Below are 19,430 nucleotides of genomic sequence, written 5' to 3' on the forward strand. Positions count from 1 at the left end.
ACTCGTGGCCGCAGGCCCGGCGCAGGCTCACACACTCACGTGTGGAACCTACGGCAGCGCACCGAGCTTCGGGTGCCTCGAGTTCGCTGGCTTCAGCGGCCAGTCGACGTGGGGATACCCGGCGGACGGCAACGGCCACAACTGCACCAACTACGCTGCGTTTCGCCTCGCGCAGAACGGCGTGGCCAACCCGGGCAACCTGGGGCACGCCAAGGACTGGGACAACAATGCCGGATCCTCGCCGGTAAACAATACGCCGGCCAAGGGTTCCATCGCTGTGTGGGAGGCATATTCGACTCCCGCGCTCGAGTTTGGGCATGTCGCGTACGTCGACACCGTCACGGGTTCGGGGCAGAGCCTCAGGATCGAGACCAGCGAAGACAATTTCAACGGTACGTCGATGCGTAGGAGTATCGGCGTGGGTGACGTGGAGTGGCCGGACCACTTCATTCACTTCAAGGATCTTTCGGACAGCTCCACGGAGCAGCCGGCGCGGATCGCCACTCTGGGCGGAGACGGCCACGTCTACGTCAAGCAAGGGGCCCTCAACGTCACCTGGAGCGACATCGGCGGAGGATTCGCTTCGGTCAAGATGTCGCGCAACCGCATCGCGGGTGTCAACAACGGGCAGCTGCTCGTCAAGGAAGGAGCGCTCAACGCGACCTGGACGGTGACGACCGGGGCTGTCGATGCCTACGAGGTGACCGATAGCCGTGTCGGCATTCTCGTGGGTGGAACGCTCTTCGTCAAGGACGGCCCGCTCAACGCCGTGTGGACCGAGATCGGCAGCGGCTTCACGTCGTTCAAGATGTGGGGCAACCGCATCGTCGGCATGAACAACGGCAGCCTGATCGCCAAGGAGGGCCCGCTCAATGCCACCTGGACCACGCTGAGTGGTCCGGTGGACGACTACGACGTCACCGAGGGCCGCATCGGCACCCTCACTGGCGGCGTGATCAACGTCAAAGTCGGTCCACTGAACGCGCAGTGGACCTACGTCGGTGCCGGCTTCGCCTCGTTCAGGCTGTCGCCCAACCGAGTGGCTGGGATGAACGGCGGCAGCCTCATCGTCAAGGAGGGACCGCTCAACGCGGTATGGTCGACGCTGACCGGAAACGTCGATGACTACGAGGTCACCGACACGCGAGTCGGCGTGCTGATCACCGGAAACGTCGACGTCAAAGAGGGTCCGCTCAACGCCACCTGGTCGCGAATCGGAGGTGGCAACGCCTTCACCATGTCCTAAGAGCACCTATCGGGTTCGGTTGCCGAGTCGTCGCCAGCAGATGAACGCCGCCCCGAGTGAGAGCAGACCGCGGTGACGTCGGGGCGGCGTTCCCACCGGGTCGCCAGCCGGCGGAACTGGTGGAGCAGGGCCAGGGTCTGCTCGACCACCCAACGAACCGGTTGGACGTTGTCACTGCTGCCGCGGCGCGGAATATGGGCGGTGATGGCGCGTTCACGCAGGTCTTCGTGGACGCGGGGATAGTCGTAGCCCTTGTCAGCGACCAGGGCCCAGATCTTGGTCCGCGGCCGTCCCGGCCGCCCGCGTAGCGGGCGCACACTGTCGAGCAGGGGAGGAAGCATCAGGTGGTCATTGAGGTTGGCGGCCGAGAGATCAACGACGAGGGGTATGCCGTTTCCGCAGATCAGGACGTGGTGTTTGGAGCCGGTCTTCGCGCGATCGACCGGGCTCGGCCCTGTCTCGGGACCCCTTTTTCCCACGGATGTGGGAGGCGTCGGCGATGGCCCGGTCGAAGTCGATCAATCCGGCAGCGTTGCAGTGATCCAGCATCGCCTGGTGCATCCGGTCGAAGACTCCGGCTTCGGTCCAGTCTCGAACTCGCCGCCAGCAGGTCATGCCGGATCCGAATCCGAGTTCCTGGGGCAGGTCTTTCCAGCCGATGCCGGTGAACAGCACGAACGGGATGCCCTGGAATACCCGCCGGTCGTCCATTCGCGCTGGTCCTAGTGTTCCGGCGGGTTTGATTGGCAGTAGCGGTTCTATCACTGCCCACAACTCGTCGTCCACGATCCAGGGTGCTGCAACGACCGAATATGCTGCACGACAATAGCAATCGCCGCTACTCAGACGATTCCGTTAGGGGCTCATAGTGTCGGCATCTGGTGGGCGTTCTGGGGTGTCGGCACCCGCCTGCTGGTCGCCGGGATCAGCCAGTTGACGAATCCGGCGCGCACCGCGCAGGGCATCCTCGGCATCGAGGACCACGGCGCCGAACAGGTGGTGCACGAACTCGGCTTCGCCAACCTCGCGATGGGGCTGGTCGCGCTGATCGCCCCGTTCGTCGACCGCGGCATCCACGCCGCCGCCGCGGGCGCGATCTACCTGGGGCTGGCCGGTGCCAGGCACGTCGCCAAGCGCGGCAAGGGCGCCGACGAGAACGTCGCCACCTGGACCGACCTGCTCGTCCTCGCCGTGGTGACCGCGGGGATCATCGCGAGCTGGGTGTGAACCTCGACGCCTGGCACGACCTGTTCCTCGCCGCCGCCGGGGCGGGGGCGGCGCTCGCCGGGCTGATCATCGTCGCGATGAGCGTCAATGTCCGCACCATTCTCGCGATCCCGTCCATGACCTCGCGGGCCGCCACCACCGTGGCCGGGCTGATCCTCATCGTTGTGGTCTCCTGCGCCGCGCTCGTCCCCGCTCAGCCGGCGGCCGCACTCGGCATCGAGATCGCGCTGGCGGCCACCGTCGCGCTCACCCTCGCCGTGCGCTCGGCCGGCTACATCCTGCGCGCCCGCACCCCGGCCATCGGGCTCGGCCTCACCCTCGGCAAGGCCGCGCTCGGCGTGCTCCCCACCGCCGGGATGTTTCTCGGCGGGATCCTGCTGATCCGGTGGGTCGATACCGGGCTGTACCTCGTGGCCGGGGCGGTCATCGTCGGCTTCGCCACCTCGGTCACCAACGCCTGGGTGCTGCTCGTGGAAATTCTGCGCTGACCGGGTTACGAAGGTCGCCGCCCCGGGAGGAACTGGGCCAGGGACCACGCCGACTTCCGGGAGAACAGCGAGTCGCGCTGAGATGCCCGCTCAGAGCCCCGGATCGATCCGCTCGGCGCCGGGGCAACCCGTTCCGGGCGCATCCCGGCCGGTGTCACCGCGTCGCCCCGGCTCACGGTGGCGAGCCTGTTCACGGCGACGCCGCGGTCGTGGCTCGCACTATCCAGCGTCAGGCGCTGGGTGTCGGCGTCGAAGCGGCGCACGGCCTGCTCGACAGCTGAGTCGGCCGAGTCGACGGATTGCTCTGCTAGAGCAGAACTTCGAGATCCACGGCCGCCGCAGACCCGGCGACGAGCCCCTCCGCCGCCCGCACCGCCTTCTTCACCGGCAGCACGTAGGTGCCGCGCTTCGGGTCCGGGAACAGAGATGTCGACCACGAACTCCCGCCGACCCGCACCCGCACCTTCACCGCGCCGAACCCGGTGGTCCGATGCCCGTAGCGCTCCTCGATCTCATCGGCCACCGCTTCCGGCAGGCTCAGGAAATGCCAGGACCCGGCCCGGATTCGACCTGCCGCCATCCGGGGGATCGGTGTGGCAGGATGGCTCGCGCACGACGTGTTCTTCTTCGTAAACGACGAATGAGCAGGGGGTTTGTGCAGTGACGAGTTCACCGATCGATCTCGAGGAATCCGCCCCTCCATCGGATGGGGCGTACGCGTTCAGCGTGTTCGACAGCGACGACGACGGCCTGATCTCGGCCGCCGATCTCATCGGGACGGTGCGCGCACTGGGGCTCGAACTCAGCGCGGAGCAGGCCGCGGAGTTCGTCGCGGCGGCCGACGGCGATGGCGACGGGCTGATCTCGCGCGCGGAGTTCGACGAGGTGCGCGCCGGTCAGCAGGTCGAGGACGGCAACAGCTGGGTCGAGGAGGCGTTCTACGCCGTCGACACCGACGGCGACGGCACGGTATCGGTCGAGGAGCTGGTCGAGTTCGCCGCCGGGCTCCACAGCCTCTTCACCGTGGACGAGGCCGATGGCCTGTTGGCCGGGTACGACTCCGACGGCGACGGCAAGCTCACGCTCGACGAGTTCGTGGTGCTCTTCACCGGCCTGCTCGCCGCCATCACGCCCGATCCGGCGGCCGAGACCGCCGGCACCGCCGCCTGATTCACCGACTTCGAGCACCGGGCCGGTCACCGCGACCGGTGCCGGTGTCCTGCCACGGGAAGGAATCACCATGCCGTCGCAATCGGCACTGCGCACCATCAACGCCGCGATCACCCTGTCGACCGCCCTGGCGGGCAACGCCCCCGCCTTCACCGGCGAGGTGATCGACCGGGAGGAGGCGGTGGCGATCGTGCCGGACCTCCCCCGCCTGGACAAGACCCTGCACGTGAGCATCGAGCAACTCCGCTCCGGCGGCAACCTCCCGTCCCGTCTGCAACGGGTATGGAAGGAGATCGGGGTCGAGCCGCCGGAGCGATTCTTCGAACGGCGGCAGGAGCTGGGGGCGGAATCCCGCAGATTCGGGAGTTTCGGTGTCCGCCCGAACGATTCGGTGGTGCTGGTCGCCTCGTCCCGCCCGGGACGGTTCAGCTTCCTCTCCACCGACGGCGGGGCGACCTTTCGCTGGCTCGGGCGCAGACCGCAGCCACCGGCCCCGATCGATATCCGGCCGGGCTACCTCGTCGAGAAGGAACGCCGTGACCGGGCCGTCGACGCGCTGCCGGCCACCGGCGTGCTCACCGGCTACACCTCGCTGCTCGAGCATTTCCGCGTCGCGGGCGAGCTCCGCTTCTCCTCCTGGAACTGGTACGGCGGCAAGAAGCTGCCGATCAGCAAGGACCCGGCCACCCGGATCCAGGGCACCTGGGCACCGATCCAGGGGAGCAAGAACGCCGGTGGCTACCGGAGCACCTCGTGGGGCACCCCGTCCACCTGGTACCTGGTCGAGGGTGCGAACCACTACGTCCGCGAGGGCTGGTTCACCTGGCTGTAGCCGTCCGGCGCGGTCACCGCCCGGCCCAGGAGAGCAGAGCCGGATCGTCCAGGCTGTCGAGCAGCCGATCGTGGTCGACGACCTTGCCCGGCTCAGCGCCGATTCCGGGTCGATCCAGTGCAGGTCGTCGATGACAGCGCGACGGCGCCCTCCGTGCCGATCAGCCGGGCCGGGCGCCGCGCGGCGGCCACGGCGGCTGGAGCCACCCCGGCCCCGGTCTGCGGCCGTTCGGACGGGCTCGCCGTGTGCGGGATCGCCGAGTTCCACGACCCCCGCGTTCGGATGAGGGGCCCGCCCGCGCCACGCGGTGCAGCAATAATGGGCGTCGGCGAATCGCCCTCCGCTGATCCGGACGCGACACGGACGCGATTCCCGGCGCGATTGTTCGGGCTGCGGCGAGGTGGGTCAGCGACCCGAACACGACGCCGGCCCCGCCAGTAGACCGCGCGCCCTCCCCGATGCGCTTTCGCACAGCACCCGGGGGGGGTCCCGGCTGGATTCGACGTGGGCGCGAGCAGATGGGGCCTCCAGCGACTTCGCGCGACTGTTTCCCGCGACAGCATTGGCGGCGCCACCCGTCTCGGTGTGTCTGCTCCCGTCCTTTGACGTTTCCGGTTGATAGATCACCGGACTGCAGCAGGCACCCCTCTGGCGACCGGCATCCACCGCGAACAGATCGCGGTCATCACGCCCCTGGGCCCCTGAGGCCACCTGCGCCTGGGCCACCGCCTAGCAGACAGGCCGCCATAGCGACCCGCACAGGTAATTGGGGAACAACAGACCGAAGAGGGCGCCACCCAGCTCGGCCGAGCCGGTGGACAGTTCCGCGACGTTCGCGCCCGCCGGTTCGGCCTGAGCCGGTGCGGTGGACAACAGCAGTGCACCGGCGAGCAGGGCTGCCGCCATCATGTTGCGATTGGTCTGTTTCACATCAAATCCGTTCTACTGCTTAATTTTTGCGGTGGGAAACGTGAGCCGACTCGACAGGGGTCAGAACGTCAGCTGTCGAACAACTGGATATGGACGTAGCGACTCTGCGGACCCCGCTCGTCCACGATGACTATTCGATAGATCGTCGCACCGCCGGAGCCACGGTATTCGTCCTCGGTTCGGAGGATCGAGGGCGAGGTGTCGAGCGGCGGTCCCGCGATGGTGGATTCGGCGACCCGGAACACTTTGCTCGGCGTTTCGGCGAACCTCGATGCTGCCAGCAGCCGATCCACTCCCGCTTCGTCGGTCGCGAGCGCGATCCGGTAGAGGGTGTCCATGCCGTGTTCGGTGCGGGCGTCGAGTACCGAGGCATTGTCCGGGATCACTATGCCCCCGAAATCGGATGCCTGCTCGACGATCTCGGCGGTGTTCTGCGGCTGCCCCGACCGGCCCCGTGGCTCGTCGTCCCGGCCCGCAGCACCGCACCCGGTCAGCATTCCGGCCACGGAGCCGATCGCGACCCAGGCCAGTACGGCTCGCATTCTCATCGGGTCGGATCGGTCCTTTCACCATCGCGGCTGTCGTCCGATCCCGGCAGGTCGACGGCGCCGTTCGCCGGTATCGGGCCCTGATACCGGCGGACATCGCTGGTTCCCTCGATGTCGTACTCACGGGCCAGCCCCGCCGTGTGCAGTTCGCCCAAGTCCTTGTCGTAGAACAGCACACCGGCGATTTTGGTCTCCTTGCCGGTATCCCAGTTGTATCGGTCGTACAGGTGCACCTTGTACTCCACGTCCACGGTGGGCACCGCCCCCTGCGCGGGCTCACGCGTGATCACCGCACCACTGACAGCGAGGCTGATGCCGTTCATCGCGAAGAACCAATCGGCGCTGAGTTTCTCGTCGATATAGAAGCCCCTCCACCTGGACTGGAACTGGGTCGGCGTGTCATAGGCTTCGGCTTTTACCTGGGCCGAAGCGACCTTTCTGATCTCCTTCTCGGCTATCGAATTGGCCACGGTGTTGGCCGCGGGCACGTCGTGCAGGACCGAATCGACATTGACCGTCAGGGTGTCTCCGCTGTTGTCGAGGTAGTGCCACAGGTGTGCGGACGCGTGCGTATATCCTTTGATATCCGCGGCAGCGGCCACCGCTGCCGCCACTTCGGCGAATCCGATGTCGTCGAATGTGCTGTACCAGGGCTGCGAGTTCCACTCGCCCGCGCCCGGATCCGCCTTCGGCGGCTCGGGTCCAGCGGGAATCGGCAATGGCGCGGGCGGCGGCACCGGAGCGGGCCCCGGTGCCGGGCTCGGAATCGGGCTTGCCTCCGCGACGGGTGCCGGTGACGGACCCGGAGTCGGGCTGGGCTCTGCCATGTATCTGCTCGCTCGTGCTCGATGGGATTGCCGGTTGATTCAGACGGAGAGGGCGGGCGCTTCGTCGATCGCCGTGTGCTGCCACCAGGTGTGGCTGCCGAAGCCGTATCGGAGCAGATGGGCGCCGGGGTCGACGCGCGCCGGAACCTCGAAATCCGCCGTGGCGAATGTCGGTGCCGCGCGGTCGGGGGAATAGCTCAGAGCCGAGGAAACCCGATCGAGCACCGCGGTCATATCGGCGTGCCTGGACTTGGCGGAGTCCTTCACGGCGTCGACCGCCGAGACGATCCGGGACCGGTGCGACTCCTGCATGGGGTGGTCGATCAGCAGCGCCCAGACTCCCAGCGGCAGGGTGAATCCGACGAAGGTCATCGGCTCGGTGAGCGCGCTGCTCAGATTTATCGCCTGGTTGTATACCGTGCGTTCGAGGCGGGCACCCGCGTTCTGGACGATCTTCGACACCGCGTCCAGGTCCCAGCTGCGGCCCGCGAACGATTCACCCAGTACGCCGGCATTGTCGCCGAATGCCCGCGAGCCCTGCCTTTTCCAGCTCCCCTGCAACCAGGTGCTGCCACCGGCGATATTCACCGACGCCGAATAGTCGTTGACGCCGAGGAGGCCGATCCGCTCACCGACGACCTGGAGCGCCTCCCAGTCGCCCATCAGCGGTTCCAGGTATTCCTTCGCGGGCCGCATGCCGATCTTCTGTCCGAGCGCCTCGTCGTAGGGGCCGATCAATTCGATACCGGCGGTGACCACGTCGTGCACGGTGGCCGGTGCCTCTCCCACCTCCGGCATGGTGGGCAGGTGCAACCCGGCGAAGCGCGTGACCACACCCGAGTCATCCGATTGTCCCGCACCGGTATCCATGACCGCCCCGAGTCCATCGGTCGATTCGGTCTCGGCGTTTTCATAGGTGGTTCTCGCGGTGCCGAGGTGCTCACCCAGCCGGTGGACCGTGGTCAGATCGCTCCTGTGCGCGGCGGACAGCCCGCTGTGGAATGTCTTGAATGCCGGGGCCAGAGTCGACAGGAGCTCACCCGAGCGGGCCGGCAGTGCCACACCCGGTAGCAACCGGGTGGCATTCGAGGTGAAACTCGCCGAAAGATCCCGTAGATCCAGTCCGAACCCGGAGAGGCTGGGTTCGTGTACCTCGAGTTCATCCACAACCGCTCCCGATGCCGCGCGTGAGGTTCTTTGCGAACAGTAGTGGTCTCTTAGAGCGCCGCCAAGACCCCGGTGCAAGGGGCTGGCGAAGAATTCGGCAATGCCCTACTGCTCCGGTTCGGTGGCTCCGTAGCTGTTGTCGCGCACGATCGCCACCATGCGCCGGCTGCCGCGACGGTGGCGGTACCGCTTTCCCATCCGGCGGGCGCCGGCTGCCGCCGCCACTCCCGCTGCCGCCGCGACGAGCGCCGCGACGACGAGCGCGGGCACGGTCGGCTGGCTACCGAGCAGCACCCATGCCGCGCCCGCGACGGCAACGGCGGTCGCCGCGGCGCTCACGGTCAGCCCGGCCGAATTCGCGAACGCGCCCCGGCCGCGGCGCAGTGCGCGGAGATTGGATTCGAGGTAGGCGAGGGCGAGCAGGGCGAGCAGTGCGACGCCGACCGCCGCGGCCGTGGTGAGCGCCGACTGCGCGGTGCGGAATTCGACGCGCTGGGCCGCGACCTCCGTCTCGCCGCGCAGCAGGGTCAGCTCTGCCGTTCCGGTTCCGGCCACGATGTAGGGGTTGACCGGTGCGGGAACCGTTGTCGGGCTGCCGGGTTCGATCGGGGTGGTCGTGCCGCCGATCCGCGTCCCGAGCACGACGATCGACAGCCGGGCGGCATCGGCGTCGACGCCGTCCACGCGCAGTGGGACGGGCGCGGACAGATCGATGTCGACGGGTCCGGTCGCCGGGTCGGCGTTCGCGAGGGTGACGGTTCCCGGCGTGAGATCTCCGCCCGCGTCCGGTCCGCCGAGTCCGACGAGGGCGACTGCGCAGGCACCGATGGCCAGTACCGCGGCAATCGCGAAGGGCACGCGCGGTGACGCGATGTTCACCACCTCGCGGATGGGCACCAGGTCGGCACGATCGAGGTCGATCAGCCGAGCTCCGCGGGCCTGGACGTCGCCCTGCGGGCGCATCCGCGCTGTCGGCGGCGGGGGCGAAGGCGGGGTGGCGTGGCGCGTCGGAGGAGGCATCTGGCTGATCGTCCGAGTGGCGGGCATGGGCACGGTGGGCGGGCTCGGGGCGCGCCGGCCGGTGGTGTTCCGGGAGCCGCCGGTGGCCGCGGCCACGATGGTGTCCGCGCCGATCACGGGGATGCCGACGGGGGCGAGCCAGCCGCTGCCCCAGCAGTGGGCAGCGGGTGCGGCGAGCGCGATGCCGAATTCCTCGGCCGAGCCGAAGCGCTGCGTCGGATCGGTCGCCAGGCCGCGCATCACGACCGAAGCGATCGGCTCCGGGACGCGCGGCGCGGCCTCGGACAGCGGGATCGGCTGTTCGTAGGCGTGCGCGTAGAGGGTGGCGAGGTGGTTGGCGGCGGGCGGGAAGGGCAGGACACCGGAGAGCAGCTGGTAGAGCATGGTCGCCAGCGAGTAGATGTCGGTGGCGGGCGAGAGCTCCTCGCCGCGGACCTGCTCCGGTGCGATGTAGGACGGGGTGCCGATGATCTCGCCCGCCTTGGTCACCAGCGTCTCGTCGCCGCCGACGATCTTGGCGATGCCGAAATCGGTCAGCTTGATCGCGCCGCCCGCGCCGAACATGAGATTCGACGGTTTGACGTCGCGGTGCAGGACACCGTGGTTGTGCGCCGCCTGCAGTCCGGCGGCGCAGGAGAGCGCGACCGCGACTGCCGTCGCGGCGTCGAAGCCCTGCGTGGCGAAGCGATGGGCGACCGTGCCGCCGGGCAGGTACTCCATGATCAGCAGACACAGGTGCTCGTGCTCGATGTAGTCGAAGACCCGCACCACGTGCGGATGGTCGATCGCCGCCATGACGCGGGCCTCGGCGACGAAGCGCCTGCGCACCGTCGGATCGTGGGCGAACTGGGACGGGATCTGCTTGATCGCGACGGTCCGGCCCAGCCGGCGCTGGACCCCGGAGAGGACCACCCCGCAGCCGCCGCGGCCCACCTCCGAGCCGAGGTCGTAGCCGGGCAGGGCCGCGCGCAGCCGGCCGGTGTCCGCGGTCACCGTGTCTCGCTCGTTCACGCGATCGGCCCCCGTGACACGATGCGAACGGTGTCGGCGTTCCCGGAGACGTCGACGGTGGCGAACTCCGGATCGAAGGCATCGTCCGGGCCGGAATCCGGTGTCGGGGAGAGGTATCCGAGCACGAAGGCGACCGCGGCCGCCGCGCCCGCGGCCCCGAGCCACACGCCCGTGTCCGGCACCCACCAGCGCAGCACCGAGGTGGTGAAGCCGAACACCAGTCCGATACCGACCCCGGGGGCGAGCAGCCGGACCCCGCGCTGCCACCGATTGGCCGAGAGCCGGTGCCCGGCGATGCCGATCGCGGCGTCGAGCAGGGCGAGCGCGGTCAGCACGGCGAGCGCGATGCCGAACAGGCCGTACACCGACCGGATCGAGCCGCGCACGTCGGTCACCGTGCCGACGTGGCCGAGCTCCGCTCCGTCCGCGCCGACGACCGCGAGCCGGCCGGCGATGAGGCCGGTGGCCTGGCCCTCCAGGCCCGCCGGATCCAGGTCGTAGCGCAGGGTTTCGGTCTTTCCCGGCGCGATCTTCAGGCCGACGGCCGTCGAGTAGGAGAAGAAGCGGAGTCCGAGCACCTCGCCGGTGAGGTCGACCCGCCGCACCTCGATCTGCTGGGCGCCGTTGTTGCGCAGCGTCACCGCGATCGCGGCCGGGCTGTCCGGGGTCAGGACGACCGGGTCGGCGCCGCTCCGACCGGCGATATCGCGGTCGTCGACGGTGGCGGTCAGCTCGACGCCGTCCGGCTGGGCATGCGCCGGTCCGGACGACAGCAGTGCCGCCGCACCGAACAGGACGGTGAGCACCGATATCGCGAAACGCCTCGGGTGGATGGTCATCGGTCTCTCCGGGTCGAGCGGTGCGAGATGAGCCGGTGGCCGTAGAACCAGCCACCGAGGAGGAGGAAGAACAGCAGGATCGCCAGCGTCGACGCGCCGCTGTCGACGCGGCTGACCAGCACCACGTCCAGCTGGGCCGTCAGCGGGCGTCCGCACCACGTCTGCACGTCGTGGCGCCCGACCGCGATGGCGGACAGCGTCAGCTGCGCGGTGAAGGAGCCGTCCGCCGTGGCGACGGCAGTGCCGACGGGTGTCCGGCCGATCTTCAGCTCGACCTGGGCGCCCGGGTCGCAACCGCGCCCGGAGGCCGTCACCTCCCCGCCGGGGGCGATCGCCGACGGGGTCAGCTCCAGCACGGCGGAGCCCGTCGGACTGCGGTCGTCGGTCACCGGCGGGTCCTCGACTTCCGGTTGCCCGGTATCGGGCTGCCCGGTGTTCGAGCCCGGGTCCCGCCTGTCCGACTCCGGATCCCGCGTGCCCGGGTTCGAGGTGTTCGGGTCACCCGTTCGCGGGTGCGGATCTCCCTGGTTCGAGGTGTCGTCCTCGTCGTGCGGGCACTGCGGGCTCCCCGGCACGCACGGGTCCGGCTCCCGCGGGAAGGTCGGCGGTGGGTTCGCAGCCGAGCAGGACGGAGTGGTTCCGCAGGTCGACGGCGGATCGCTCCCGGCGCACGGGTCGGTCACGCACCCCTCGGCGGTGGGGGTGCGCGCACACGGGTTCGTCGGCGGGCACGGGCCGACGCCGGTTCGGCACCCGGGGTAGGGATCGGTACCACCGTTGGCGTCCGGATTCCCCGTGCCGGACCCTTCCCCGGAGTCGCAGGTGGTTCCCGAGCACTCTTCGTCCGGTACGGGAGCCACGGAGGTCGGCGGTAACGGCGCGCGGACGGTGACGGTTCCCGGCGGAAGGGCCGACACGGTCGCAGCCATGGCCGCCAGCACGAGCAGTACCGCCAGCCCGACACCGGCGATCCGAGCTGTCCACGACCGTCCACGCGTGGCCCCGGAAGGTCCGGATGCCCCAACGGTTCTGTGTCGCAGCAATGCTCGCCGACGACCGCTGCCCCCGGCTGCGTCTCCTCGTCCCGGAATCCGCATCGGCCCTCCCCGGCGATCACAGATCGATCAGTGTCATTTTAGAGCCCGCGCACCGAAACGGAGCGGTGAACTGCGAGCCCTACACCGTTGATCGCCGTGCGGCGGTCAACCGATAACGACCACGGCGGGAACCAGGACGACGCTGCACGCTCTGTGCTCACACCGCACACACGCCCCCACCCCGTCCGGCACCCTCTAAATTCGAAAACCGAACGGTTGGGAACAGGTGAGGAGGATGCGATGGCCGTCGTATTCCGATCGAGCGACTACGCGCCGCAGGACCGGGCGGACGCGACCCGGGTCGCGATGCAGGAGCAGTCGGTTCCGTCCTGGGTGGTGCTGCCCGACCCGGACGCGGTGGACTCGCTGATGCAGGTCTGGATGTACGGCCAGGCGTGCATCTTCCGGGCCGAGATGACCGGGTTCCGGCTGCTGCGGTCGCCGCGGCAGGTGCGCACCGGGCCCGCCGAGATGCTGTCGATGACCGTGCAGGAGGCCAGTAACGGGTTGTTCGGGCAGTACGGGAACCAGCAGGTCCTGCGCCCCGGCGAGCTGTTCCTCACCGACCTGAACTCGCCCTACGACTACGGGCAGCCCACCTACGGCAGCTCCTGCTGCCTCCAGGTGCCGATCGAGGCACTCGGGCTGCCGCACGAGGTGGTGCGCGATGCCGCGACCCGGCTGGCGGCGAGCCCGCTGCACACGCTGGTGCTGACCCACATCGTCGAGCTGACCCGGCGGGCGGACGAGCTCTCCGCCGACCCCTCCGCCGCCGCGCTCGGCAACACCGCGACCGACCTGGTGCGCACCCTGCTCGCCTCCGCCTACGACATGGGGTACGCGCGGGGGCTGATGGCGGAGGTGCTGCTGCCCCGCATCCGCGGCTACGTCCGCGGGCACCTCGGCGACCCGGACCTCACCCCCGCCCGGATCGCGCGGGCGCACGACATCTCGGTGCGCAGGCTGTTCCAGCTCTGCGCGGAGGCCGGGTTCAGCCTGGAGCAGTGGATCATCGAGGAGCGGCTCACCGGGGCCCGCGAGGAGTTGCTGCGGACTCCGGACGCGCCGGTCGCCGCCGTCGCCCGCCGCTGGGGCTTCGTCAACCACGCGCACTTCAGCCGTCGCTTCCGGGCCGCCTACGGGCTCTCCCCACGCGAGGCGCGGCGGACCGGCGCGCTGGGGACAGAACCGTGCGCTGCGAGCCAGCCGGGGCCGCTCGGCCCGGCTTAGCGTGAGCGCGGTCGACCCCTTCGAACCGGAGAACGCGCCATGAGCAACAGCCCCGACACCATCGTCCTCGTCCACGGCCTGTGGATGACCCCGCGCAGCTGGGAACACTGGGTGGAGTACTACGGAGCCAAGGGCTTCACCGTCCTCGCCCCCGGCTACCCGGGGTTCGAGGTCGAGGTGGAGGCGCTGCGCGCGAACCCGGCGCCGATCGCCGAGCTGACCGTCCGCGACACCGTCGACCACCTGGCCGCGGTGATCGAGGCGCTGCCCGCGGCGCCGATCATCATGGGTCACTCCTTCGGCGGCACGCTGACCCAGCTGCTGGTCGACCGCGGGCTCGGGGCGGCAGCGGTGGCGATCGACTCCGCGCCGACCGAGGGGGTCCGGGTGACACCGCCCTCGCAGGCCAAGGCGCTGTTCCCGGTGCTCAAGAACCTCGGCAACCGGCACCGGGCAGTCGGCTTCACCGCCGAGGAGTTCCACTACGCCTTCACCAACACCATCGACGAGGCGGCCTCGCGCGCGGCCTGGGAGCGCTACCACATCCCGGCGCCGGGCAACTGGGTGTGGACCTACGGCGTCTTCGAGAACTTCCGGCCCGGCCACCACGAGACCTGGGTCGACTACGCGCGCGCCGACCGCGCGCCGCTGCTCTTCATCGCCGGCTCCGAGGACCACATCATGCCGCCCGCGGTGAACCGGTCGAACGCGAAGCTCTACCACAAGTCGGCGGCGGTGACCGAGTACCACGAGTTCCCCGGCCGCTCGCACTGGACCTGCGCGGAGCCGGGCTGGCAGGAGGTCGCCGACCACGCGCTGGAGTGGGCGCTCGCGCAGGCGGCGCGGCCCGCGCGGGCGACCGACTGAGCCGTGCCGCCGGGGGTAGAGTTCGAACTCCGCGAGCACGGTGAGCGGAGCGCGACATGGCACTACTCCTCGACGTCTCCCCGGCGCGGCCGCTCGACCAGGCCGCGCTGCGCGGGGCGCTGCGCCGGGCCGGGCTGCCCTCGACCGTCACGCTCTCGCCGCTGCACCGCACGGCGGTGCGGCTGCGGCTGCACCGCTGGAGCCTCGGCGACGGCGCCGCGCTCGCCCGGCTGGAGAGCACCGGGATCGCCGTGCGCGCCCGGCCGCGCACCGGCGCCGCCGGGCTCGCGGTGGCGGTGTTCTCGCCCGGCGCGTGGAGCCTCGCGCACCACCACGTCGTCACCCCGGAGCCGGACGAGCCGACCCTCGCCCTGATCGACGAGACCGCACCGCTCGACTTCCGCAGGGCCGATTCCGGCACGGTGCTGCTGCTGCAGGTCGACGTGGCGCGGTTGGCGCTGCCGCGGGACGTCCCGCACCGGGCGGCGCGCAGGCTCCGGTCGAACGACGCGCTCGCCGGGGTGGTGCGGATGTATCTGCTGCAGCTCGCAACCGTCGCGGCCACCGCCCCCGAGCTGCTGCCCGAACTGCACAGCGGCACACTGGAATTGGTGCGCGCCCTGCTACTCGGCGCCGCGGGCGACCCGGCCGCGGATGCCGACCCGAGCCGGCGCATCCGCGCCTACATCGCCGAGCACATCGACGACCCGGCGCTCCGCGCCGACACCATCGCCGCCGCCGCCAACATCTCCGTCCGGCAGCTGTACAAGGTGTGGGCGGGCACCGGGACCGGCCTCGCGGAGCACATCATCGCGCTCCGCCTCGCCCGCGCCAGGGAAACCCTCCGCACGCACCGCCACCTCACCGTCACCGCCGTCGCGCACCGGCACGGCTTCACCGACGCCACCCACTTCGCCCGCCGCTTCCGCGCCGCCTACGCCATGAGCCCGACGGAGTGGCGCGCCGGGCGGGCGCCGTCGATCACGGCTGACCGGTGACGAACGCCTGCAGGGCGTCGGAGAACTCGGGGCCGCCCATGATCGATCCGCCGATGGCCCCGCCGATCAGCACGCCGAGCGGGATGCTGACGCCCCAGATCAGGAACAGGCAGGCGCCGAGCAGGCCGCCGACGATGGCGCCGCCCGCCACGCCGGGCATGTTCTTGTTGATCTGCTCCATCAGCCTGCCGTACGAGCCGATCTCCTCGGCGACCACCTTCGCCGGGGTGGGCGGGGTGAGCGTCAGGGTGCGGCCGTCGGCGGCGATCTCGTGCGTCATCGTGATCTCGCGGCCGTCGGCGGCGTAGTGCCGCGGCACCTCGAGCACCGTCGCCCCGTCGCCGGTCTCGAGCAGTACCGTTCCGTTGCCCGCCTGCTCGAACCGGCCGTTCTCGACGGTGGCGGTGACGACCCGGCCCACCGGCGACACCGCGATCCGGTAGCCGATTCCGTGGTCGATCCCCGACGTCGTCGTGCTGCCGGCCGATTCGGCCGGTGACGGTATGGACGGTTCCGCACCCGCGGTAGCTGTGCTGATGGCCATGGCCGAGGCTGTGATGAGAACAGCGGCGGTCGTTTTTCCGAGCGTCATTCGATCGAACCCCTCTACGCGGTTACCCCTGCCAGATGGATCGAGTCGGACCGCGAGCGGTCGTCGGCGTGCAGGAGTGTACGGGCTCGGGAGGTCGACCGAAGGAGCGCCCGGTGCCGACGGGTTCAGATGGCGACGGCGGCGCCGCAGATTCCACAGGACTCGAACTGGGTGCGACCCCAGCGCAGAACCGGGATGAAGAAGATCGTGAGCTGCGTGTACTCGCGCAGCCGGGTCCACTGCGTGGTGTTGTGGCAGCGCGGGCAGGTCCGGGTCGCGCCCGGGCCGATGGGCTTCTGTTTGCGGCCGTATCCGAAGAGGAGGAACACCCCTCTCAGCGTAGCGGGGGCGGTCGCGCACCGAATACGCTGACGGTCGTGAGCGCGCCGGGGCCGGGTTACGAGGAGGCGCTGCACGCCGCGCGGGAGATCGCACGCGACCCCGGGACGGTCGTCCACCATCCGCACCCGGGACTGGAGAACGCCCGCTACGGCCGCGGCTTCGCCTTCCGGCAGCGGGTCGGCACCGATCGCGGGGTGGTGGACGGCTACATCCTGGTGAGCACCGGCGGACGCGCCAGCGGCATCCTTTCCCCTGGCGACTCCATCGACAAGCGGATCGCGGAGCACCTCGCCCGCGCCGAGCACCTCAACCGCGACATCCCCGACAGCGATCTCACCCCGGCGCATCACCTCGCGCTCGCGGCCTACGACGCGGGCCGCGCCCGGATCGAGAGCACAACCGCCGACGCCGACTATGCCGAATACATCCTCATCACCCTGCGCCGCAACCCGAACACCGGCGAGCCGGGCCGTAAAGTGCTCGCCCGCAACGATTCCCTGCTCCAACCACCGGAACCCGGCCGCCGCTACACCCAGCCCTGCCCCCGCTGCACCCGTCCGGCGCTCTGCAACGAGCGCTACCCCCGCCTGGTCTGCGACCACTGCCGCGCCCGCACCACCGACAGCGCCGGACGCCGCATCACCGGCTTCAACACGAGCATGGGCGGCGGCATGATCGCCTACTACACCGACACCCTCGACCGCGCCCAACACGAGGAATGCGCAGAGGTCACCCGCACCGGCAGGTGCCTCGTCGACGGGAGGGCCGCGATCATGGAGGAGGCCCGCTTCGGCGGGATCGCCATCCAGCTCGTCGCGAGCGACCCGCGCTGAACACGGCTACGGCACGCTCCCCATCCCGAGCGCGACGGCGATATCGCCGGGCACCGGGTAGCTCCGCTCGACCGGGAGCAGCTCGGCGACGTCCGTGGCTTCGCGGATGGTCCGCACGGTGTCGGTGATATCGGTGATGGCGACAATCCACTCGTCGAGATACCGCCGCACCGCGTCGCCCGCGAGCCCGACCTGCAGCGATCGATACGGCAGCGGAGCGGAGCGAAGGTCCCGCTCGGGATCCCACTGCACGCGGACCGGCGCGACCAGCCCGTCCCGCCACTCCCGCTCGGAGGCGTGCACCCCCGGCTCGAAGTGGCTCAGCGCGCTGTGCCGCAGCGCCCACTCGAATCCATCGCGGGTGATCCTGATGGCGAGCACCCGCTCCTGCCCGGGCTTGGTCGCCCAGCCGCTGCGGTACATCATCCACAGGAACGAGGGCTTGATCCAGGTCATCCGCTCCACCTTGAACCCGGCGCCGAACCGGCCCGCGCGCACCGCCGCCGCGGCGATCTCCGGGTTGTAGGCCTGGTAGACGACGAGCGATTCGGTGTCGAAGTCGGCCCTGATCTCGCGGAGCGGGTGGTTCATGCCTCGGATGGTGCCCGGTCCGCGCCGCCCGGTCGACCGATTATCGAGGCCGTGGCGACGGCTACGCTTGGCCCGCCCCGAACGGAGAGGAGCGCCCCGCAGGATGGATTACCCCGTCTCCCTCGCCGTCGAGGATTTCGTCCCGGTCGTCTTCACCACCTGCGGCGTGCTGCTGCTGCGCCGGGTCACCGGCACGCCGGGCACGATCGCGGCGGCGGCGCTGATCGGTGCGGGCGGCTTCGCGAAGGCCACCGCGAAACTCGTGGTCGCGCTGGACGGGCCCGACCTGGTCTGGCTCCGCTCCGCGCTGTTTCCCCTGCTGACGCTGGGTTTCGCCCTGCTGTACCTGGAGCTGACCCGCAACCCGGGGATCTCCCGCACCCGGGCCGCGATCGCCGCCGCCGTCACCGGGGTCTGTGCCGTGGCCGCGCTGCTGGTCGCCGATGCGCTGCCGATGCTGGTGAGCACCACGGTCTTCGCGACGCTCACCGCCGTCCGGCTCATCGGTCTGGCCAGGTCGAGGGGCGATACCCTGGCCGCGGTCCTGTTCGGCGCGCAGATCGCGGTGTTCTTCGTGCTCGGCCCGCTGGGTGCGCGGGCGGACCAGACCGTCGCCCTGCAGTGGATCGAGCAGCTGACCAATACGGCGGGACAGGCAGCCTTCCTGCTCGGCGCGGTGCGGCTGGCGCGAACGAATCAGGGTGAGCGGATGCCGTGAGCACCGGGCCGCCTCGGGGCTAGGTTCAGCTCCCATGGCAGGGCTCGTCGCGACGGCGTTCAGCAGCGAAGAGGCCGCCGCCGTGCTCGCCGATCCGGAGCTGCTCGCCGCCTGGGCCGCCCAGGGCGCGGCGTTCGCGGTGATCGGCATCGACCGGCTCGATCCCGACGTGCCCGCGAGCGACCTCGACCCGAGCCTGCTCGGCACCGCGCTGGCCGCGGCGGGCGGCCCCGCGGTGCTGGTGGCGGCGGCCGCGCACATCGACCTGCCGTACAACCTGGCCCGCCGCATCCTCAGCCTCGACCACCTGACCCGCGGGCGGGCGGGGGTGCTGCTCGGGGTCCGCGACACCCGCGGGCGTACCCCGGACGCCTGGAGCGGCGCCGGGCTCGGGACCGGCGCGGAGCTGGGGCCGGAGACCGCGGCGGAGGTGGTCCGCGCCCTGACCCGGCTGTGGTGGAGCTGGCCGCTGGCGAGCGTCGTCGCCGACCGGGAGTCCGGCATCCTGGTGCGCTCCGACCGGATCCGCCGCGTGGATCAGCGCGGGGTCGTGACCACGGCCGGACCGCTGAGCGTCCCGGCGTCGGTGCAGGGCGCGCCGGTCCTCGCCTGGTACGGCACCGACCCGCCCGACGGCGTCGACTTCACCCTCGCCTCCTCCGCCGAGCGGGTACTGCTGCGCACCGTCGACCCCGGCCCACCGACCCGTACCGCGGGCGAACTCCTGCGCGCGACCGCCGGCCTGCCCCGCGGCACCGGCACTCTGCGGGAGATCCTCGGCCTCCCCACCCCCGCCGACCCACTCCCCGACGCCCCGGCGGCCTTCCCCGCCCCCTCCCCCGACGTCTACCGCTGAA

At 70.3% G+C, this 19,430-nt stretch carries 22 protein-coding genes and 1 pseudogene; 11 read left to right on the forward strand and 12 right to left on the reverse strand.

The window, feature by feature from the left end; all coding sequences use genetic code 11:
- Positions 1-4 precede the first annotated feature (4 nt).
- A complete protein-coding gene (locus ACFUJ1_RS21345; RefSeq protein WP_378648066.1) occupies positions 5-1,246 on the forward strand; it encodes a CHAP domain-containing protein in 1,242 nt (413 codons plus the stop codon).
- A 6-nt stretch (positions 1,247-1,252) separates the two neighbouring features.
- On the opposite strand, the pseudogene ACFUJ1_RS21350 reads toward ACFUJ1_RS21345, so the two are convergent.
- Positions 1,253-2,092 (reverse strand): annotated as a pseudogene (locus ACFUJ1_RS21350) (IS5 family transposase).
- A gap of 3 nt (positions 2,093-2,095) precedes the next feature.
- On the opposite strand from ACFUJ1_RS21350, the gene ACFUJ1_RS21355 reads away from it, so the two are divergent.
- Entirely contained in the window at positions 2,096-2,473 is a 378-nt protein-coding gene (locus ACFUJ1_RS21355) for a DUF6790 family protein (protein WP_378648172.1), read from the forward strand.
- Positions 2,470-2,961 carry a hypothetical protein gene (locus tag ACFUJ1_RS21360; protein WP_378648068.1) on the forward strand — a complete coding sequence of 164 codons (492 nt, stop codon included), beginning with the start codon at positions 2,470-2,472 and terminating at the stop codon, positions 2,959-2,961. The genes ACFUJ1_RS21355 and ACFUJ1_RS21360 overlap by 4 nt, the downstream gene beginning before the upstream one ends.
- Before the next feature lie 307 nt (positions 2,962-3,268).
- On the opposite strand, the gene ACFUJ1_RS21365 is transcribed toward ACFUJ1_RS21360, so the two are convergent.
- On the reverse strand, positions 3,269-3,634 hold the full coding sequence (locus tag ACFUJ1_RS21365; RefSeq protein WP_378648070.1) for a DUF1905 domain-containing protein: 366 nt from the start codon (positions 3,632-3,634) through the stop codon (positions 3,269-3,271).
- Between the two features lie 53 nt (positions 3,635-3,687).
- On the opposite strand from ACFUJ1_RS21365, the gene ACFUJ1_RS21370 reads away from it, so the two are divergent.
- Together ACFUJ1_RS21370 and ACFUJ1_RS21375 are read left to right on the forward strand one after the other, a co-directional pair.
- Complete coding sequence (locus ACFUJ1_RS21370; RefSeq protein ID WP_378648073.1) at positions 3,688-4,131, forward strand: EF-hand domain-containing protein; 444 nt, start codon at positions 3,688-3,690, stop codon at positions 4,129-4,131.
- A 70-nt stretch (positions 4,132-4,201) separates the two neighbouring features.
- Positions 4,202-4,963 carry a hypothetical protein gene (locus ACFUJ1_RS21375; RefSeq protein WP_378648075.1) on the forward strand — a complete coding sequence of 254 codons (762 nt, stop codon included), beginning with the start codon at positions 4,202-4,204 and terminating at the stop codon, positions 4,961-4,963.
- A gap of 729 nt (positions 4,964-5,692) precedes the next feature.
- Here ACFUJ1_RS21375 and ACFUJ1_RS21380 read toward each other — a convergent pair.
- The 7 genes from ACFUJ1_RS21380 to ACFUJ1_RS21410 all read right to left on the reverse strand — a co-directional run bounded on the left by ACFUJ1_RS21380 (position 5,693) and on the right by ACFUJ1_RS21410 (position 11,694).
- The gene (locus tag ACFUJ1_RS21380; RefSeq protein ID WP_378648077.1) at positions 5,693-5,893 is read right to left on the reverse strand and encodes a hypothetical protein; all 201 of its coding nucleotides are present in this window, start codon (positions 5,891-5,893) and stop codon (positions 5,693-5,695) included.
- Positions 5,894-5,961: 68 nt separating this feature from the next.
- Entirely contained in the window at positions 5,962-6,435 is a 474-nt protein-coding gene (locus ACFUJ1_RS21385; RefSeq protein WP_378648078.1) for a hypothetical protein, read from the reverse strand.
- Positions 6,436-6,437: 2 nt separating this feature from the next.
- Positions 6,438-7,268, reverse strand: coding sequence for a hypothetical protein (locus tag ACFUJ1_RS21390; protein ID WP_378648079.1), 831 nt, complete (start codon positions 7,266-7,268; stop codon positions 6,438-6,440).
- 39 nt (positions 7,269-7,307) lie between these two features.
- The gene (locus ACFUJ1_RS21395; RefSeq protein ID WP_378648080.1) at positions 7,308-8,435 is read right to left on the reverse strand and encodes a hypothetical protein; all 1,128 of its coding nucleotides are present in this window, start codon (positions 8,433-8,435) and stop codon (positions 7,308-7,310) included.
- 105 nt (positions 8,436-8,540) lie between these two features.
- Positions 8,541-10,448 (reverse strand): serine/threonine-protein kinase, encoded by a 1,908-nt coding sequence (locus ACFUJ1_RS21400; protein ID WP_378648081.1) that lies wholly within the window; start codon positions 10,446-10,448, stop codon positions 8,541-8,543.
- Between the two features lie 14 nt (positions 10,449-10,462).
- Complete coding sequence (locus ACFUJ1_RS21405) at positions 10,463-11,305, reverse strand: hypothetical protein (RefSeq protein WP_378648082.1); 843 nt, start codon at positions 11,303-11,305, stop codon at positions 10,463-10,465.
- Positions 11,302-11,694 (reverse strand): hypothetical protein, encoded by a 393-nt coding sequence (locus ACFUJ1_RS21410; RefSeq protein ID WP_378648083.1) that lies wholly within the window; start codon positions 11,692-11,694, stop codon positions 11,302-11,304. Before ACFUJ1_RS21410 ends, ACFUJ1_RS21405 begins: the two co-directional genes overlap by 4 nt.
- Positions 11,695-12,642: 948 nt before the next feature.
- On the opposite strand from ACFUJ1_RS21410, the gene ACFUJ1_RS21415 reads away from it, so the two are divergent.
- The 3 genes from ACFUJ1_RS21415 to ACFUJ1_RS21425 are packed head-to-tail and all read left to right on the forward strand — an operon-like array spanning position 12,643 to position 15,497.
- Positions 12,643-13,632: a helix-turn-helix domain-containing protein gene (locus ACFUJ1_RS21415; protein ID WP_378648084.1), complete on the forward strand. Its 990-nt coding sequence runs from the start codon at positions 12,643-12,645 to the stop codon at positions 13,630-13,632.
- Between the two features lie 39 nt (positions 13,633-13,671).
- Complete coding sequence (locus tag ACFUJ1_RS21420) at positions 13,672-14,499, forward strand: alpha/beta hydrolase (RefSeq protein ID WP_378648085.1); 828 nt, start codon at positions 13,672-13,674, stop codon at positions 14,497-14,499.
- 56 nt (positions 14,500-14,555) lie between these two features.
- Entirely contained in the window at positions 14,556-15,497 is a 942-nt protein-coding gene (locus ACFUJ1_RS21425; RefSeq protein WP_378648086.1) for a helix-turn-helix domain-containing protein, read from the forward strand.
- Here ACFUJ1_RS21425 and ACFUJ1_RS21430 read toward each other — a convergent pair.
- Positions 15,481-16,041 carry a hypothetical protein gene (locus ACFUJ1_RS21430; protein WP_378648087.1) on the reverse strand — a complete coding sequence of 187 codons (561 nt, stop codon included), beginning with the start codon at positions 16,039-16,041 and terminating at the stop codon, positions 15,481-15,483. The two genes, ACFUJ1_RS21425 and ACFUJ1_RS21430, sit on opposite strands and share 17 nt — an antisense overlap.
- Positions 16,042-16,214: 173 nt before the next feature.
- On the reverse strand, positions 16,215-16,418 hold the full coding sequence (locus ACFUJ1_RS21435; RefSeq protein ID WP_378648088.1) for a zinc-ribbon domain-containing protein: 204 nt from the start codon (positions 16,416-16,418) through the stop codon (positions 16,215-16,217).
- Between the two features lie 48 nt (positions 16,419-16,466).
- On the opposite strand from ACFUJ1_RS21435, the gene ACFUJ1_RS21440 reads away from it, so the two are divergent.
- On the forward strand, positions 16,467-17,264 hold the full coding sequence (locus tag ACFUJ1_RS21440; protein ID WP_378648089.1) for a hypothetical protein: 798 nt from the start codon (positions 16,467-16,469) through the stop codon (positions 17,262-17,264).
- Between the two features lie 6 nt (positions 17,265-17,270).
- Here the strand turns inward: ACFUJ1_RS21440 and ACFUJ1_RS21445 are convergent, their stop codons facing one another.
- Positions 17,271-17,855, reverse strand: a complete 585-nt coding sequence (locus ACFUJ1_RS21445; RefSeq protein WP_378648090.1) for a DUF4291 domain-containing protein — start codon at positions 17,853-17,855, stop codon at positions 17,271-17,273.
- A gap of 103 nt (positions 17,856-17,958) precedes the next feature.
- Here ACFUJ1_RS21445 and ACFUJ1_RS21450 point away from each other — a divergent pair, with 103 nt between their 5' ends.
- Both ACFUJ1_RS21450 and ACFUJ1_RS21455 read left to right on the forward strand, forming a co-directional pair.
- A complete protein-coding gene (locus ACFUJ1_RS21450; RefSeq protein WP_378648091.1) occupies positions 17,959-18,573 on the forward strand; it encodes a hypothetical protein in 615 nt (204 codons plus the stop codon).
- Positions 18,574-18,607: 34 nt separating this feature from the next.
- Positions 18,608-19,429: a hypothetical protein gene (locus ACFUJ1_RS21455; RefSeq protein ID WP_378648092.1), complete on the forward strand. Its 822-nt coding sequence runs from the start codon at positions 18,608-18,610 to the stop codon at positions 19,427-19,429.
- The last annotated feature ends 1 nt before the right edge of the window (position 19,430 follow it).

Origin of the sequence: Nocardia sp. NPDC057227, from assembly GCF_042669725.1 — a bacterium.
Classification (GTDB): Bacteria; Actinomycetota; Actinomycetes; order Mycobacteriales; family Mycobacteriaceae; genus Nocardia; species Nocardia asteroides_A.